General features: G+C 64.4%; 14 protein-coding genes and 1 pseudogene. 5 read left to right on the top strand and 10 right to left on the bottom strand.

The genetic code is table 11. The features are described 5' to 3' along the window. Positions 1 to 108: 108 nt before the first annotated feature. Positions 109 to 1,416, bottom strand: coding sequence for an RNA 5'-3' helicase PhoH2 (gene phoH2 / locus AC3ANQ_RS16725; protein WP_488302069.1), 1,308 nt, complete (start codon positions 1,414 to 1,416; stop codon positions 109 to 111). 339 nt (positions 1,417 to 1,755) lie between these two features. After that, positions 1,756 to 2,517, bottom strand: a complete 762-nt coding sequence (locus tag AC3ANQ_RS16730) for an isoprenyl transferase (protein WP_488305356.1) — start codon at positions 2,515 to 2,517, stop codon at positions 1,756 to 1,758. Between the two features lie 243 nt (positions 2,518 to 2,760). On the opposite strand from AC3ANQ_RS16730, the gene trhA reads away from it, so the two are divergent. After that, positions 2,761 to 3,402 (top strand): PAQR family membrane homeostasis protein TrhA, encoded by a 642-nt coding sequence (gene trhA, locus AC3ANQ_RS16735; protein WP_488302070.1) that lies wholly within the window; start codon positions 2,761 to 2,763, stop codon positions 3,400 to 3,402. A 68-nt stretch (positions 3,403 to 3,470) separates the two neighbouring features. Here the strand turns inward: trhA and AC3ANQ_RS16740 are convergent, their stop codons facing one another. The 3 genes from AC3ANQ_RS16740 to mca all read right to left on the bottom strand — a co-directional run bounded on the left by AC3ANQ_RS16740 (position 3,471) and on the right by mca (position 6,962). Continuing rightward, positions 3,471 to 5,699 (bottom strand): thioredoxin domain-containing protein, encoded by a 2,229-nt coding sequence (locus AC3ANQ_RS16740; RefSeq protein ID WP_488302071.1) that lies wholly within the window; start codon positions 5,697 to 5,699, stop codon positions 3,471 to 3,473. Continuing rightward, positions 5,677 to 5,985, bottom strand: a complete 309-nt coding sequence (locus AC3ANQ_RS16745; RefSeq protein WP_488302072.1) for a hypothetical protein — start codon at positions 5,983 to 5,985, stop codon at positions 5,677 to 5,679. Before AC3ANQ_RS16745 ends, AC3ANQ_RS16740 begins: the two co-directional genes overlap by 23 nt. Before the next feature lie 71 nt (positions 5,986 to 6,056). After that, entirely contained in the window at positions 6,057 to 6,962 is a 906-nt protein-coding gene (gene mca / locus AC3ANQ_RS16750; protein ID WP_488302073.1) for a mycothiol conjugate amidase Mca, read from the bottom strand. 113 nt (positions 6,963 to 7,075) lie between these two features. Here mca and AC3ANQ_RS16755 point away from each other — a divergent pair, with 113 nt between their 5' ends. Then, positions 7,076 to 7,534, top strand: coding sequence for a DUF4307 domain-containing protein (locus AC3ANQ_RS16755; protein ID WP_488302074.1), 459 nt, complete (start codon positions 7,076 to 7,078; stop codon positions 7,532 to 7,534). A 153-nt stretch (positions 7,535 to 7,687) separates the two neighbouring features. Next, positions 7,688 to 8,185, top strand: a complete 498-nt coding sequence (greA, locus tag AC3ANQ_RS16760) for a transcription elongation factor GreA (protein ID WP_488302075.1) — start codon at positions 7,688 to 7,690, stop codon at positions 8,183 to 8,185. A 180-nt stretch (positions 8,186 to 8,365) separates the two neighbouring features. Here greA and AC3ANQ_RS16765 read toward each other — a convergent pair whose 3' ends face one another. From AC3ANQ_RS16765 to AC3ANQ_RS16785, 5 genes and pseudogenes are all read right to left on the bottom strand, one after another. Beyond that, positions 8,366 to 9,625 carry a DDE-type integrase/transposase/recombinase gene (locus AC3ANQ_RS16765; RefSeq protein ID WP_488302076.1) on the bottom strand — a complete coding sequence of 420 codons (1,260 nt, stop codon included), beginning with the start codon at positions 9,623 to 9,625 and terminating at the stop codon, positions 8,366 to 8,368. A 156-nt stretch (positions 9,626 to 9,781) separates the two neighbouring features. Continuing rightward, positions 9,782 to 10,405 (bottom strand): rhomboid family intramembrane serine protease, encoded by a 624-nt coding sequence (locus AC3ANQ_RS16770; RefSeq protein WP_488302077.1) that lies wholly within the window; start codon positions 10,403 to 10,405, stop codon positions 9,782 to 9,784. 12 nt (positions 10,406 to 10,417) lie between these two features. Continuing rightward, positions 10,418 to 11,656: a threonine ammonia-lyase gene (gene ilvA, locus AC3ANQ_RS16775; RefSeq protein WP_488302078.1), complete on the bottom strand. Its 1,239-nt coding sequence runs from the start codon at positions 11,654 to 11,656 to the stop codon at positions 10,418 to 10,420. Positions 11,657 to 11,659: 3 nt separating this feature from the next. Next, a pseudogene (locus AC3ANQ_RS16780) lies at positions 11,660 to 12,045 on the bottom strand (AI-2E family transporter); the annotation flags it as partial. A 103-nt stretch (positions 12,046 to 12,148) separates the two neighbouring features. Beyond that, on the bottom strand, positions 12,149 to 13,099 hold the full coding sequence (locus AC3ANQ_RS16785; RefSeq protein ID WP_488302079.1) for an aldose 1-epimerase family protein: 951 nt from the start codon (positions 13,097 to 13,099) through the stop codon (positions 12,149 to 12,151). A 103-nt stretch (positions 13,100 to 13,202) separates the two neighbouring features. On the opposite strand from AC3ANQ_RS16785, the gene galT reads away from it, so the two are divergent. Next, complete coding sequence (galT, locus tag AC3ANQ_RS16790; protein ID WP_488302080.1) at positions 13,203 to 14,336, top strand: galactose-1-phosphate uridylyltransferase; 1,134 nt, start codon at positions 13,203 to 13,205, stop codon at positions 14,334 to 14,336. Then, positions 14,333 to 15,502 carry a galactokinase gene (gene galK, locus AC3ANQ_RS16795; protein ID WP_488302081.1) on the top strand — a complete coding sequence of 390 codons (1,170 nt, stop codon included), beginning with the start codon at positions 14,333 to 14,335 and terminating at the stop codon, positions 15,500 to 15,502. Before galT ends, galK begins: the two co-directional genes overlap by 4 nt. Positions 15,503 to 15,524 lie beyond the last annotated feature (22 nt).

Genomic DNA, 15,524 nt, shown 5'->3' on the forward strand with positions numbered 1-15,524 from the left:
GAAACACGACATAAGTGAGCGAGCGTCGTCCTTCCAGCCAAGAACGAGCGAAGCCCTACGTCCTGCCCAAAAGGCGAGCCGCTCTCTCCGGGCAACACCGAGTCGCGCTTAGATTTCAGCCCCTTCGAGGAGTTCCGTCACAAGCGCGGCGATCGGCGAGCGCTCGGAGCGGGTCAGGGTGATGTGGCCGAACAGCGGGTGGCCCTTGAGGGTCTCGACGACTGCGGCAACGCCGTCGTGCCGGCCGACCCGGAGGTTGTCCCGCTGTGCGACGTCGTGGGTCAGGACGATCTTGGAGTTCTGTCCGATGCGGCTCATCACGGTGAGGAGCACGTTCTTTTCGAGCGACTGGGCTTCGTCCACGATCACGAAGGCGTCATGGAGGGAGCGTCCGCGGATGTGGGTCAGCGGCATGACCTCGAGCATTCCCCGGTCCATGACTTCTTCCACGACTTCCTGGCTTACGAGTGCACCGAGGGTATCGAAGACCGCCTGCGCCCAGGGGTTCATCTTCTCTGCCTCGGAACCCGGCAGGTAGCCGAGTTCCTGTCCACCCACCGCGTACAACGGCCGGAAAACGATCACTTTGCGGTGTTCGCGGCGTTCCAGGACTGCTTCGAGCCCCGCACACAAGGCGAGCGCCGACTTTCCAGTGCCCGCCCGGCCGCCAATCGAAACGATTCCGACGCTGGGATCCATGAGCAGATCAATGGCAAGCCGCTGCTCCGCCGAGCGGCCGTGCAGTCCGAAAACATCACGGTCACCCTTGACCAGGCGTACCTGCTTGTCCGCGCCAACGCGTCCCAAGGCCGAGCCCCGGTTCGAGAGCAGCACCAGGCCTGTGTTGACCGGCAGTTCGGCTGCGGCCGGAATGAAGACCGGTTCGTGGCCGTAGAGGGTGGTGATTTCGTCCTCGCTGGCCTCGATCTCTGCGATGCCGGTCCATCCGGAGTCCTTGACGAGTTCGTTACGGTACTCGTCTGCCAACAGCCCCATGGCGGAGGCTTTGACGCGCATGGGGAGGTCTTTGGAGACAACCGTGACGTTGTGGCCCTCGTTGGCGAGATTCTTGGCGACCGCCAGAATGCGGCTGTCGTTGTCGGCCCCACGGAATCCGGCAGGCAGGACTTCGGTGGAGACGTGGTTCATCTCCACACGCAGTGTGCCGCCGTCAGATCCGATCGGGATGGGCTGATTCAACCCGCCATGCTCAATGCGCAGGTCATCCAGGAGCCTGAGCGCCTTGCGGGCGAAGTAGCCCAACTCGGGATCGTGGCGTTTCCCTTCCAATTCAGTGATGACCACGATCGGGACAATGACTTCGTGCTCTGCGAAGCGCAACAGGGCGTGCGGATCGGAAAGCAACACGGAGGTGTCAATCACATAGCTTCGACCAGTCGGGGTGTTGGACGTCACAGTCCCACCGCCTTTGGCCCGCTTGGTGCGAGAGGTAGCTGAACTTTCCCCGTCGGAAACGATTACGGGCAGTTGCTCAGAAATAGCCACATCGACTCCAGCCCCGGGCGTACCCGGCTTATTCGTGAGGCGGCTCGGCCGGAAGGCCGGGCGCGGCCCCCCACGTAACTGGTGCGATGATTCGCTCCATCTACTGGCCTCCCCGATCAGTAGGCGGTTTGCCTACTGATGGGATTAACGTATTCCCGTGCCATTACATTTCCGGTCACCTCAAACGGCGATTCGTGTAGACAAAATGTGAACTTCCCGTAAACGGGAGCGCACCGAGAAGAAACCGTGTCAGGAACCGAAGCGGCGCTGGCGGCCGGCGTAGTCCCGAAGGGCCCTTAGGAAATCAACCTTGCGGAACGCAGGCCAGAGTGCCTCGCAAAAGTAGAACTCGCTGTAGGCGCTTTGCCACATGAGGAACCCGGACAAGCGCTGTTCACCTGATGTGCGGATCACGAGATCGGGGTCGGGCTGGCCGCGCGTGTAGAGGAAACGTGAGATGTCGTCCACTGAGAGTTCATCGGCCAGCTCGGTGATGTCGCGGCCGTGCGCGACGGCGTCGTGCAGCAGTTCCCGCACGGCGTCAACGATCTCGCGCCGTCCGCCGTAGCCGACGGCCACGTTCACGTGCAGCCGCTCGCGGATCGGGGTGCGGGCCGTGAGCTTGTTCAGCCGCTCAGCGAGATAATCCGGAAGGAGTTCTGGCGCACCCATGGCGTGGACCGAGATATTGGCGTCGTCATCCAAGCGATCGAGGGTGTTGGCGATGATTCCCATGAGCAGCTCGAGCTCTTCACCGGAGCGGTTCATGTTGTCCGTCGAGAGCATGTACAGCGTGACGACTTTGACTCCGAGTTCCTGGCACCAGCCGAGGAATTCGTGGATCTTGTCCGCGCCCGCTTGATGGCCTTCGCTGGTGGGAGCGTTGAATTGGCGCGCCCAACGACGGTTGCCATCCACCATGACGCCGATGTGCCGGGGAATCTTCCCCTGCTCGAGTGAACGGAGCAGTTTGCGCTCGTAGAAGCCGTAGAGGAAGCCGGGCCACTCCATCCGGACACTCACCTGACTTCCTTTGAACAGCACGTGATAAGCAACACAACGACGACGGCGGCTGGCCCGGTTGGCAGCCGATCTTCAGCCAAACAAACTGTCGGCGCCTCCGGACTGCTGCCGTAGGCGCACCACCAAGGCTACCTTCCCAAGCCGGGCAGTCGGCACACCTGAGCAGCAGAAAACGATCGCAAAACCCGCTACTCCGCAGTAACTTATCCGGGCGCGGGTTACGCTTTAACGATGTCGGAGCTGCTCACAACCAAGCCAAGGTGGCGCGGCTGGATACATGCTGTGGCCACGCCTTTCGCCGTCGCGGCTGGGATCATGCTGGTGACGTTGGCATCTACGACAGATCGCAAAATCGCCTCCGCCATCTACGCTATTACCGGTGCACTGCTCTTCGGCGTGTCCGCGGTCTACCACCGCGGCAATTGGAAGCCGAAGACCAGGATGGTCCTCAAGCGCCTTGACCACACCAACATCATGTTGGTGATCGCGGGCAGCTACACACCCCTCGCTTGGTCGCTGCTGGAGCGCCCCAAGGCTGTGCTCCTGCTGTGGGTGATCTGGTCCGGAGCACTGCTGGGAGTACTCTTCCGGGTTCTTTGGACCGGCGCTCCACGTTGGCTCTACGTGCCCATCTACGTTGCACTGGGCTGCGGGGCGTTGTTCTACTTGCCGGAGTTCTTCGCGGCGAACGTTCCAGCCGCGATCCTGATCTGTGTGGGCGGGGCCCTCTACATCGCCGGCGCGGTTTTCTACGGAATCAAGAAACCAAACTTCAGCCCCCGAAACTTCGGTTTCCATGAACTCTTCCACGCCCTCACGGTGCTGGCCTTCGCAGCGCATTTTGCCGCAATCATGATTGCGGTTCTGAGCTAGGCGCGGTGCTGGGCTAGTTGCGGTCCTGGGCTAGCTGGGGTCCTGGGCTAGCCCCGGCGGAGCGAGTCTCAGTTCTCCGTCATCGCCGCAAGGCGCTGCCCCAGTTCTTCAACCGAGCGTAGCGGCAGGTCGCAGACCATCCCCCGGCACAAGTAAACCTGCGGTGAGCCGTCTGCGGCAGCCACCCGGGCCTCAAGCAGTGGCACATTCGGTTCCACTACGCGGGTCTCCGGGCGCGCGCCGTCGTCGGCCGCCTCTTCGCTAGCTTCCCCGCTCTGCACGGCCACCACCATTCCCGGGCTCGGAGAGGCCAGTAGGGCACGGTGGAGTTCCCGCTGGATGGGGCCAGCGGGGCCGGATACGGCTGCCTCCACGGGGCCAGCCACGGCCGCTTGAGCGGTCGCAAGCAGCCAGCCCGCCGCCCGCGGTGCCCGGCCGGCTATTGGAGGCAGGAGGGACAAGATGTTGCTTGCCATGACCCTGTGCTCATGCGAACCCGAGTACGCAGCGTAACTCAGCAGCACACCGGCAAATGCCGCTGTTCCGCTGGGCGCCGCATTGTCGAAGGGGTCCAACCCGGGGTGCTGCCCTTGCGCGTTGAACACCTGGGCGGACTCCCCCACGGAGTCGGACAACTTGCCGTCCACCACGAAGCGCGCGCAAGCTCCGCGGATCAATTCTTCCGCGAACCGGTACCAGCGCAGGTGGCCGGTCACGGCGTAGAGGGCCAGGAATCCTTCGGCGCAGAACGCGTAATCTTCCAACAGACCACTGATCCCTCGGGCAACGCCACCGTGCGAAACTCTGATCAGCACCCTCGCATCCGGTCTAGACGCACCGGAACCAGACGCCGGACGCCAATGTACGCGTACCAAGTATGCGGCCACGCTTTCCGCGGCGGCGATCAGTTCAGGCCTGTCCAAGACCGCCCCGGCTTCGGCAAGCGCTGCGATGGCCAGGCCGTTCCATCCCGCCACTACCTTGTCGTCCCGGGCCGGCTGGGGGCGCGCAGACCGGGCAGCACGCAGTGCGGGCCGGACACGGTTCCACAACCGCGTTTCCGCCCCGGTCAGTTGGCGCCCAGGATGGAGCGGGGATCCAAGCGCCGAGACTGTGCCCGATGCCCCGACATTCATCAGCCTTGCCACGGCCGCGCCATCACCTGGGCCCAGCTCCGCTTCGAGGCTTTCAGGGGTCCACAGATAGGACGCCCCTTCGTGATGCACACCGTCCACCACGGCATCGGCGTCGAGCGAGGACGCAAGCCCTCCCGGGGCTGCGGGATCGCCCAGGCCAAGCGAATCCAGCATCCAGTCCGCCACCCGCGAAGACACCGTCGCTGCCTCGCCTGCCGGCATGACCCAGTCACCGCGCAGCCTGACCCAATGGATATAGGCGCGAAGAAGCTGGGCATTGTCGTAGAGCATTTTCTCGAAATGCGGCACGGACCAATCGGCGGTCACGGAATACCGGGCGAAGCCCCCGTCGAGCTGGTCGCACAGTGCGGAACGGGCCATTGCCGCGAGTGTGCGCCCGGCCATGTCGCGCCCGGCGTCGGACGTGTCCGACGGCACGGCAGCGTGCCGGATCAAGAACTCAAGAACGGCCGACGGCGGGAACTTGGGTGCGCCGCCGAAGCCACCGCCGTCGGGGTCCTCCGAACGGGCGAGAACACGCACTGCTTCGGACAGCAGGCTTCTGTCAAGGATTTCAGGTGGCCTGTCCAAGGACACTGCCGTGGCGAGTTGGGCATCGGCCATGCCGGAGGCGAGCCCCCGGGCATTTTGCTCGACGGCGTCGCGGCGTTCCAGCCATGCCTCGTGGACCGCCTCAAGCACCTGCCGGAAGGACGGCCGCCCGGGCTGGGGCGCCGGTGGGAAATAGGTGCCCGCATGGAAGGCCAGGCCCTCGGGCGTCAGGAAAACGGACATTGGCCAACCGCCCTCGCCACTGATGGCCTGGGTGGCTGCCATGTAGATCGAATCCACGTCGGGGCGTTCTTCGCGATCCACTTTGATGGCTACGAAGTGGGCGTTCAAGTAGTCTGCCGTGTCTTGGTCTTCGAAGGACTCGTGGGCCATGACGTGGCACCAATGGCACGCGGCGTAGCCGATGGAAAGAAAGACGGGAACATCGCGGGCCGCCGCGAACGCGAAGGCCTCGTCCCCGAACGGCCGCCAGTGCACCGGGTTGTGCGCGTGTTGGCGCAGATAAGCGGACGGTTCGGAGCCGAGGGCATTTGATGCCCCCGGCCATTCCCGGGTGGTGCCCGGGTCAGCGGGCTCCGGAGCCGGCATCGCCGTCGGAGTCTTCCGCGTTCGGCTTGCCCGGGGCAACGCCGCCGTCATCGGCGCCGCCGGTTTCCGCGACCAGCTGGGCTTCTTCAACCTGCGCACGGTAGCGGACCCGGCGGATACGACGGACCATGTCCACGATCAGGAAGGTCGTGAGCACCACGATGAAGGCAGTCAGGACGAAACCCCAGGTTCCCGGGGTCACCTGGTCTTCCGACAGGCCGGGGCGCAGCGACGGGGTCGGGGTAGGCGACGGAGTCGTGGCCAGGGCGATGAGAAAGTGGTGCATGGTTCAAACCTTCTATGGGAGTTTCCAGCCGGTTGGCGACTTCTACACGTGATAGAAATCGCCAGGCGATCCTATCTTAGCCCTGCGAACAGGTCCTTTTCGGGCAGTTGGGCCGAGATCTGGGAGTGGACCAGCGTGAAGTCTTCCCAGGGCCACGCCCTGCGCTGCATCTCCGGGGACACAGCGAAAAAGAAGCCGAGCGGATCAACCTGGGTTCGGTGGGCCCGAAGGGCATCGTCACGAGCCTCGAAGTAGTCCCCGCAATCCACCTGCGTGGTGGTCTGGTGCATCGGCCTCGGCGGAGTATGTCCTTCAGCGTCGGCTTCGAGCCAGGAAGCCAACCGTTCCGCGTAGGGCGATTGCAGGCCGGCTTCTTCGAGCGCGAAATGCAAGGCACGGAAGCGGTCAGGGCTGAAGGCGCGATCGTAATACAGTTTGCTGGGCTCCCAGCTTTCGCCGGTCCCGGGATAGCGCGTTGGATCTCCGGCAGCATGGAACGCTTCGACGGCAACCTTGTGGGCCATGATGTGGTCCGGATGCGGGTAGCCACCGTTTTCGTCGTAGCTCACCACAACGTGCGGCTTGAAATCACGGATCAAGCGGACCAGGGGCGCCGCCGCGCGCTCAAGGGGCTGAAGCGCGAAGCAACCCTCAGGCAGGGGCGGCAACGGATCGCCGTCGGGCAGCCCGGAATCCACGAAACCCAACCAACGCTGTTTGACTCCCAGCACGGCGGCCGCTTCCTTCATTTCCAGGCGACGCGCGCCCGCCATGTCCCGCTTCGGGTGCGGAGCCGATTCCATGGCCGGATTCTGGATGTCGCCCCGCGAACCGTCAGTGCACGTGGCCACCATGACCTCGACGCCGGATGCCGCGTACATCGCCATGGTTGCCGCGCCCTTGCTTGATTCGTCGTCCGGATGCGCGTGGACGGCGAGCAGCCGGAGCTGCGTGTCGGGGCTGCTGGATGTGCTCATCCGGTACGGTTCCTCTTTCCGGGTAATACTCTTTTGGGTTGCTGATGGCTGGTTACTGCTCAGGCGTTTCCGCTGTGTGCAACGAGGTGCCGGAAGCCCACTAAACTAGGTGGGTGACTTCGGAGGACCCATCGGGCACGGCGCTGCCGGCAACTAACAGCCTAGCCAATCGCTACGGCAGCCAAAAGCGCGCCTTCGGCGGGAAAACCAAACGCAACATCGTGATCGCCGCCCTCGTCCTTGGAATCGGGTTCCTGGCTTGGGTCACCACGTCTTCCTCGCAATCGTCTGTGTCGTATAAGGATCTCGGCTACAGCTCCACGGACGCCACCCAGTCCGAGGTCGATTTCCAGGTCACCAAGAACCCTGACGCCACGGCAAAGTGCGCCGTCAAGGCCATGGACTCGAAGTTCGCGGTGGTCGGCTGGAAAGTCGTCCAGATTGGTCCGAATGCCCCGAAGGACGGCGCCGACGGCGGCCAGACAACTGTCCAAAGGACTATCCTGCACACCGAGTCCGGGGCCGTGTCCGCCGTCGTGGACAACTGCTGGATTGTCGACACCGGCAAATAACAAACGTGTGACCCGCGACTCAGCGAGCTTGGGTTTGTCCACAGGATTGACTACACTGGATCAATACCTTAACCCCGCTGAGTTGGTTGCTGAGTTCCACGAGTGGCCTGCACCGGCGGGGTCTTTGCTTGTCAGATCCATAAGGAGAAGTCCGTGTCGACCACCAACAGCGCGCCTGCAGCTTGGCTTACCCAGGACGCATTTGACCGCCTGAAGGCAGAGCTGGACCACCTTTCCGGCCCCGGCCGTGCGGAGATCGTACAGAAGATCGAAGCCGCCCGTCAGGAAGGCGACCTCAAGGAAAACGGCGGTTACCACGCCGCGAAGGAAGAGCAGGGCAAGATCGAGGCCCGCATACGCCAACTGACCGCGCTCCTGCGCGATGCCCAGGTTGGCGAGGCTCCGGCCGACGACGGAATCGTCGAGCAGGGCATGCTCGTCGTAGCTCGCATCGCCGGTGACGAAGAGACTTTCCTGCTCGGATCCCGCGAAATCGCCGGTGATTCCGATCTCAACGTCTTCAGCGAGAAGTCTCCGCTGGGCGTGGCGATCATGGGCCACAAGGAAGGCGACAAGATCAGCTACGTCGCCCCCAACGGCAAGGAAATCCCCGTGGAAATTGTTTCCGCCAAGCCGTACGCTGGCCGATAGTCCCGCGAAACAACGACGCCGGCCCTCCCCTTGGCGGGGAGGGCCGGCGTTTTGCTTTTGCTTTCCCAAGTCACTCGCATTTGCTGTCGTTATCAGGCCTTGTCATGTCTCAGGACCTCGTGGACAGTTCATGTCTCATGACCTTGTGGACAGTTGATGTCTCAGGACTTCGTGGACACTTCATCCGTCGGTGGTTTGAGGCGCGGGTAGCGTGTTCTTTTCCGGCGCGCTCCGGCGGGGTCTGCTGCGATGCCTGAGGGTTTGCCGTTGCCGACGTAGCGGGTGCCTTTGACGGGCCGGGGGTGGGTGGTGATCTCGGTGCCGCGGGCGTCGAAGAACATGATCGCGGCGTGGTCGTAGACGATGTGCACGGTGCTCCCGGCCAGGTCCTGGCCCATGTTGAACGCTGTCCCCAGCACGGTGACGCGGCCATCGTTCCTGACGATCCGTTGCATGCTCCGGGCCGGTGCCGGAACGGTCATGGCGGGGGGCCGGGAGGGCCGGTGCGGGTGTTTTCGGGGTCGCGTCCCAGGCTTCCTGCGGGGTCAGGGTGCCGGGCAGGGCCTGGTGTTCGCGTTCGCTGTTGTAGTAGCGGTCGAAGGCATCGATCTGGGCTTGCAGGACGGGAATCGACGCGGCCGCCGGTTGGCGGTGCAGGTACTGGTGCAGGGTGCGGTGGAAGCGTTCGTTCTTGCCCTGGGTGGTGGGTTTGCCTGGTCTGCCGGTGATCGGTTCCACCCCGCGGGATTTGAGGAACTCCACGAGCGCGCCGGTGCGTCCGCGGCGGGTCGGGTTCAGTGCCGCGCCGTTGTCGGAGAGGAATTTCTCCGGCACGCCGTGGCGTTCGATGGCCAGGGCGACGACGGCGATCGCGGCCTCGCTCGTTTCCCCGGTGGCCACCAGGGATGCCAGGGCCAGGCGGGAGTGGTCATCGAGGAGCTGGAAGACCGCCACGGTCTTCCCGTCGGCCAGCCGCCACTCGGTCGCGTCGATCTGCCAGCACGCGTTCGGCTGCGCGTAGACGAACCGCTGGTAGGCGCTGCGCGGCTTCTTCCGCGGCTCGGGCACCACGACACCGGCCCGGGAGAAGATTCTGGCCACCGTCGCCCGGGACGGCGGGGCGAAGCCTTGCCGGGACAGCTTCGCGATCACCGACAACGGGCCATGATCCAGGCCCTTGGCCTCAAGATCCGCCCGGGTGGCCAGGAGGAGTTCGACCATCGCCGGGGCCGTGGCTTTCGGGCTGGTCAACGGCACCGGGGCCTTGGTCTCCAGGGCCTTCACCGGCCCGGCGCTTCCGGCCGCCGCGCGGACCTTGTAGAACCAGGCACGCGAGACGCCGTGCTTGCTGCAGAACGCGCTCACTGCACCGCGCGGCGCATCGGCCGGCCACGTAGCCACGGCATGACGGACGGTGATCTTCGGGGCGGGTTTGCTCATGAACCAGAGCAAACCCGCCCCGAGTGTCTACACAGCCCTGAGACACACTGTCCACGAAGTCATGAGACATAAGTGTCTATTAAGTCATGAGACTCCACAGTCGTTATCAGGCCTCTTAGCGACAACAAATGCCAGTCAGTTGGCCTGCGCCAGCGCTTAGTCGGACTGCGCCAGGGCACGGGGGCGCGGGCGCAGCAGCACAGCGGCCGCCACTCCCCCGATGGCCCCGCCGAGGTGCGCTTGCCACGAGACGAAACCCATCACGGTGGGCAGCACGCCGAACAAGATGCTGCCGTAGGCCAGGAACAGCACCACCGAGAGCAGGATCTGCCACCAGCTGCGGTTGAAGAAGCCTCGCACCAGCAGGAAGGCAAAGAGTCCGAAGACCAGGCCCGAGGCGCCCACGGTGACGCCTCCCCCGCCGATCAACCACACCGCAAGGCCTGAACCCAGCCAACTGAACGCCAATGCCGTCAGGAATACCCGGAGACCTGAGAGGAACACCAGGAAACCGAAGATGACCAGCGGCAACGCATTGGACAGGAGATGTCCGAAATTGGCGTGGAGCAGCGGGAACGTCAGGATGTCGAAAACGCTATCCAGGCTCCGGGAGCGCAGCCCGAAGACGCTGTTGAGGCTGTGCAACATCAGGGTGTTGACCAACTCGATCACAGCGAGCAGCACTACGAAGCCACCCATGAACAGCAACCCGCCCCGGGCTCGGGTGGCCAGGGAGTCCCTTGCCGGTGCCCGCCCGTCTCCGCTGGTGTTGAGCGCCATATCAGCTGCCCGTCAGTGCACCACGATCGGGTGGAAGCCTTCGGCGCGCAGTGCCGCCAGGACCTGCTCGCTGTGCTCGTGGCCCTTGGTTTCCAGGTTGACGGTGATGGAGACGTCGCCCATGCTGATCGCGCCGCCCACGCGGGTGTGGTCCAAGCCGGTCACATTGGCATCGTTTTCGGCGATGATACGGGCGATCGTGGCCAGGGAACCCGGCCTGTCGTCCAGCATCATTCGGACGGTCATGTAGCGTCCCGCCGCTGAGAGGCCGCGCTGGATCACCTTGAGCATGAGCATGGGGTCGATGTTGCCGCCGGAGAGGATGACGGCAGTGGTTCCCGGGTTTTCGATCTTGCCATCCATGAGCGCAGCGACGCCGACCGCACCGGCGGGCTCAACCACCATCTTGGCCCGCTCCAGCAGGAAGATGAGTGCGCGCGCCAAGGAGTCCTCGCTGACGGTGACGACGTCGTCTACGAGTTCGCGGATGATGCTGAAGGGCAGCTGGCCAGGCCGTCCGACGGCGATGCCGTCCGCCATGGTGGAAACCTTCTTGAGCGGCACCAGGGCATCGGCGGCCAGCGACGGCGGGTAGGCTGCGGCATTCTCGGCCTGCACGCCGATGATCCGGATCTCCCGTCCCAGTTCCTTGGCCCTCGCTTTCATGGCGACGGCGACGCCGGCCAGCAGTCCGCCACCGCCCACACCCATAAGGACGGTGTCGACGTTGGGAACCTGGTCAAGGATTTCGAGCCCAACGGTGCCTTGGCCAGCCACGACGTCGACGTTGTCGAAGGGGTGGACGAAGACGGCGCCCGTCTCATTTGCGTAGCGTTGTGCTTCGGCGAGTGCCTCGTCCACATTGTGTCCATGGAGGATCACTTCGGCCCCGTGGCTGCGGGTCGCGGCGAGCTTCGGAAGCGCGACGCCGAGCGGCATGTAGATGCGCGCCTTGATTCCCAGGCTTTTCGCCGCCACCGCAACGCCTTGGGCGTGGTTGCCTGCCGAAGCCGCGACGACGCCGCGCTTCTTTTCTTCGGGAGACAGGCGTGCCATCCGGACGTAGGCTCCGCGGACCTTGAAGGAACCGGCTCGTTGGAGGTTCTCGCATTTGAAGAAGACCTCGCCGCCTACCATCGCTCCCAGAGCCCGTGAGGACTCGATGGGTGTCTTGGTAATGATGCCCTCGAGCAGCTCCTGCGCCTTAAGGACATCGTCCAGCGTGACGGGCAGGGTATCGAGGGTATTCACGGGTTATTCTCCTTTGTTGGTGTGGTCTGCGGCATCCTTGGGGGAAGTCCGTTCCGCAGCCGCGTTCTGGCTGGCGGCACCTTTGCCGCTGTTGGACAGCACGCCGGTCATGGCGCCGGGAAAGTGGATTTCCTTGATGGTGGGATCCCCATCGGAGTCCGGTGTTACGGTCCCCGCGCTGGCGTACGCCGTCGTCAGTCCTCCATCATGTTCCCACGTCCGGGCGGCAATATAGCGAATCGCCGTATTTGCTACGGCGAGGAGCGGGACGGCAGAGAGCGCTCCCGGGATTCCAGCAAGGTAGGAACCTGCGGCAACGGACAGGATCACGGCAACGGGTGCGGCGATACAGCCTCGCCCATCACAAGCGGCTGCAGGATGTGGCTCTCAGGGCAAGGACCATGCCGGCGGCAATATGCACTTCCTGGCATGGCGTCCGGTGCTGGCGTCATTCCCCCATAATTCCCAGGGCGCGCCGGATAAGAAACCTGGCTACAGCGCACCCGCAATTCCCCACTTCATGGTGAAGGCCTCCCCTGGTTCAAGCCAACGGAGGCCCTCGCCGGAGTTGAAGGCGTTTGCAGGGCCGGTCATGGGCTCGATCGCAACGGCTTTCGAACGGCCAGGAAAGGTGTCGGTGACGAAAACATGGACATAGGCGCAGTTTTCGTCCTGCTCCAAGCTGACGCTCCGCCCATCGGGCGCTGACAGCGTTTGGCGGGCAACGCCGCCGTCGAACTCCAGATCCTTGAACGCCACATCGATATCGAGGCTGCCCACGGTCCGGCCGCCGCCAAGATCAAAATCGCCGTCGACCGGCACCGAGCCGCGTGGGATCAGCCGCTGGTCGGCCACGAGCCTGGTGCCCGCGCGAACCGTCAGCACCATCTCTTCAGGTGGAACGTCTCCAACGCGCAGATAGGGGTGCGCTCCCAGCACGAATGGTGCGGGGGCCGCCGAATCATTGATGAGCGTCTGGGATACGCGCAGCGCGAGCTCGGCATCAATCCCGTACCGGACCTGATGGCGGGCCAGGAACGGGTAGCCGTGCTGCGGGAAGATCACCGCTTCGAGGGTCACGGAGAATTCGTCTTCTTCCACGAGGGCGTAGGACGAGTTGCGCAGGAGCCCGTGGCTCGCGTTGTTGCGGGACACTTCGGTGATGTCCAACTGCTGCTTCCCCCCATCGAGGTACCAGACTCCGTCCTCCACCCGGTTGGCCCACGGCGCCAAGGTGATTCCAGTGGCGCCGGGTGGGAGTTGATCGTCACCGTAGCTTTCCGTGAGCTGGACACCGGCGCGGCTGAACAGGCGCAAGCCGGCAGCGAGCTCGGTGACGACGGCGAGTGCGTCGCCACGGCGGATTTCGAATTGGCGGCCACTGGCAAATCGCCGGGATACGGTCTCTTCGCCCGGTGCGGAATACGGTGTTGTGGGAGGCATGGCACCACCGTACTGCATCCCGCGTGACACTCGGCCTCGTCGCTTAATGTTCAATTTTGTTAGATATTTTGCCTTTTTGAGCACCCTGTGTCACCATAAATCCATGACTCGCCTTACCAGCACACGCCTCGCCGACGGTCGGGAGCTGATCTATTTCGACGACGCCGGCTCACCGGAGCGTGAACCCGGGTCGCTGACAGATCACCGGGACCTCCCTCCACGCGCCGATCCCGGCGAGTTGCGTTACGATGCGCTGAGCGGCGAATGGGTCGCTGTCGCGGCGCACCGCCAAAGCCGCACGCACCTGCCGCCCGCGGACCAATGCCCGATCTGCCCGACCACGCCCGCGAACCCTTCGGAAATCCCCGCGCCGGACTACGACGTCGTGGTTTTCGAGAACCGTTTCCCCTCGCTCGGCCCGGCAGTCGGCACAATCCCCGGCGCTCCCTCTTGGGGAACATCGGGGCCGGCCTACGGCCGCTGCGAAGTTGTCTCGTTCACCCCCAGCCACACTGGATCCTTCGCTGAGCTTGGTGAAACGAGGGCACGCACCGTGATCGAGGCCTGGGCACACCGAACCGAGGCCCTCAGCGCCCTTCCGGGAATCCAGCAGGTGTTTCCGTTCGAGAATCGCGGCGCCGACATCGGCGTAACCCTCCACCATCCGCACGGACAGATCTACGCCTACCCCTACGTCACCCCGCGGGCGGCAAGCCTTGGCGTCGCCGCGGTCCGGCACTTCGACGACGCCAAAGGCGGGGAATCGCTGACGTCCTCGATCCTCAAAGCCGAACGGCAGGATGGAAGCCGCATGGTTCTCGAGGCCGAGCACTTCAGTGCCTACGTACCGTTCGCCGCCCGCTGGCCGCTGGAAGTGCACCTAGTCCCGCATCGGCAAGTTCCCGACCTCGCCGCCCTGAGTGGCGAAGAACGCGACGAGCTGGCCCACGTCTACCTCGAGTTGCTCAAGCGCATGGACGGCCTGTATCCAACGCCAACGCCGTACATTTCGGCCTGGCACCAGGCACCCCTGGATGCCGCCTTGCGCCGGTCCGGCCACCTGCATCTGCAGCTCACCTCCCCGCGCCGTGCCGCCGACAAACTCAAGTACCTTGCCGGGTCTGAGGCCGCCATGGGAGCCTTCATCAACGACACCACGCCCGAATCCGTGGCCGAACGGCTTCGCGCCGTCGCCAGCGATTCCCCACGAGCTGTTCCGGAAGGGGCTACAGCATGACCTCCACTCCCGACGCCCCTGCGCTGAGCGTCCTGTTCGAACGCTTCGAGTCGACTTTCGGTTCAGCGCCCGACGGCGTGTGGCAGGCGCCGGGACGCGTGAACCTCATCGGGGAACACACCGACTACAACGAAGGCTTCGTGCTGCCCTTCGCGATCGACAAGACCGCGAAAGTTGCGGTCCGGATCCGCGACGATTCACGCATCCGGCTGCTGTCCACTTTCGGCGAGCAGGGCCTGGTCGAAGCCGACATCACGGCGCTTGCCCCTGGATCCGCCAAGGGCTGGACGAAGTATCCCCTCGGTGTGGCTTGGGCCCTGGAACAGCGCGGGATCCATATCCCCGGTTTCGACCTGCTCATGGACTCCGATGTGCCCCTTGGTGCTGGGTTGTCCTCCTCACACGCCATCGAATGCGCCGTCATCTCGGCACTCAACGACCTCACCGGCGCGGGACTCGGCGCCGAAGACATGGTGCTCGCCACGCAAAAGGCTGAAAACGACTTCGTCGGCGCACCGACCGGGATCATGGACCAGTCGGCCTCGCTGCGTGGATCCTCGGGCCACGCCGTCTTCCTGGACTGCCGCGACCAAAGCGTGCAGTTGGTTCCCTTCGACGCCCAGGAGGCGGGCCTCGTCCTGTTGGTCATCGACACCAAGGTCTCCCATTCGCACGCGGATGGCGGCTATGCCTCCCGCCGGGCTTCTTGCGAACTGGGCGCCCAGGTGCTGGGAGTCCCAGCCCTCCGCGACGTCGGAATCGGCGATTTGGAGGAAGCCAGCGGGCTCCTGGACAGCACGACTTTCCGTCGGGTGAGGCACATTGTCACAGAGAATGACCGCGTGCTGCAGACCGTGGAGCGCCTCACCACGGACGGTCCAGCCCACATCGGCCTACTGTTGGACGCCAGCCACGTGTCCATGCGCGACGACTTCGAGATCTCCTGCCCGGAACTCGATCTTGCGGTGGAAACGTCCCGGGCCCACGGCGCCATCGGCGCCCGCATGACGGGAGGCGGATTCGGCGGCTCAGCCATCGCCCTCACCCCGGCGGGCCATGAGCAGGAGGTGCGCGACGCCGTCGTACGCGCCTTCGCAGCGGCCGGTTTCACGACGCCGGACATCTTCACCGTGACCCCGGCTGCGGGGGCGGCGCGCCTGGCCTGAATCCGGGCATCCGCCCGCATTC

It is taken from the genome of Arthrobacter sp. DMZ02-1R (assembly GCF_057747935.1).

Excerpts from the sequence above, each read along its gene's own strand:
- galK (WP_488302081.1), top strand. The coding sequence starts at position 14,333 with ATGACCTCCACTCCCGACGCCCCTGCGCTGAGCGTCCTGTTCGAACGC.
- mca (WP_488302073.1), bottom strand. The coding sequence starts at position 6,962 with ATGAGCACATCCAGCAGCCCCGACACGCAGCTCCGGCTGCTCGCCGTC.
- AC3ANQ_RS16740 (WP_488302071.1), bottom strand. The coding sequence starts at position 5,699 with ATGCCGGCTCCGGAGCCCGCTGACCCGGGCACCACCCGGGAATGGCCG.
- AC3ANQ_RS16745 (WP_488302072.1), bottom strand. The coding sequence starts at position 5,985 with ATGCACCACTTTCTCATCGCCCTGGCCACGACTCCGTCGCCTACCCCG.
- galT (WP_488302080.1), top strand. The coding sequence starts at position 13,203 with ATGACTCGCCTTACCAGCACACGCCTCGCCGACGGTCGGGAGCTGATC.
- AC3ANQ_RS16785 (WP_488302079.1), bottom strand. The coding sequence starts at position 13,099 with ATGCCTCCCACAACACCGTATTCCGCACCGGGCGAAGAGACCGTATCC.
- AC3ANQ_RS16770 (WP_488302077.1), bottom strand. The coding sequence starts at position 10,405 with ATGGCGCTCAACACCAGCGGAGACGGGCGGGCACCGGCAAGGGACTCC.
- AC3ANQ_RS16730 (WP_488305356.1), bottom strand. The coding sequence starts at position 2,517 with ATGGAGTGGCCCGGCTTCCTCTACGGCTTCTACGAGCGCAAACTGCTC.
- trhA (WP_488302070.1), top strand. The coding sequence starts at position 2,761 with ATGTCGGAGCTGCTCACAACCAAGCCAAGGTGGCGCGGCTGGATACAT.
- AC3ANQ_RS16765 (WP_488302076.1), bottom strand. The coding sequence starts at position 9,625 with ATGAGCAAACCCGCCCCGAAGATCACCGTCCGTCATGCCGTGGCTACG.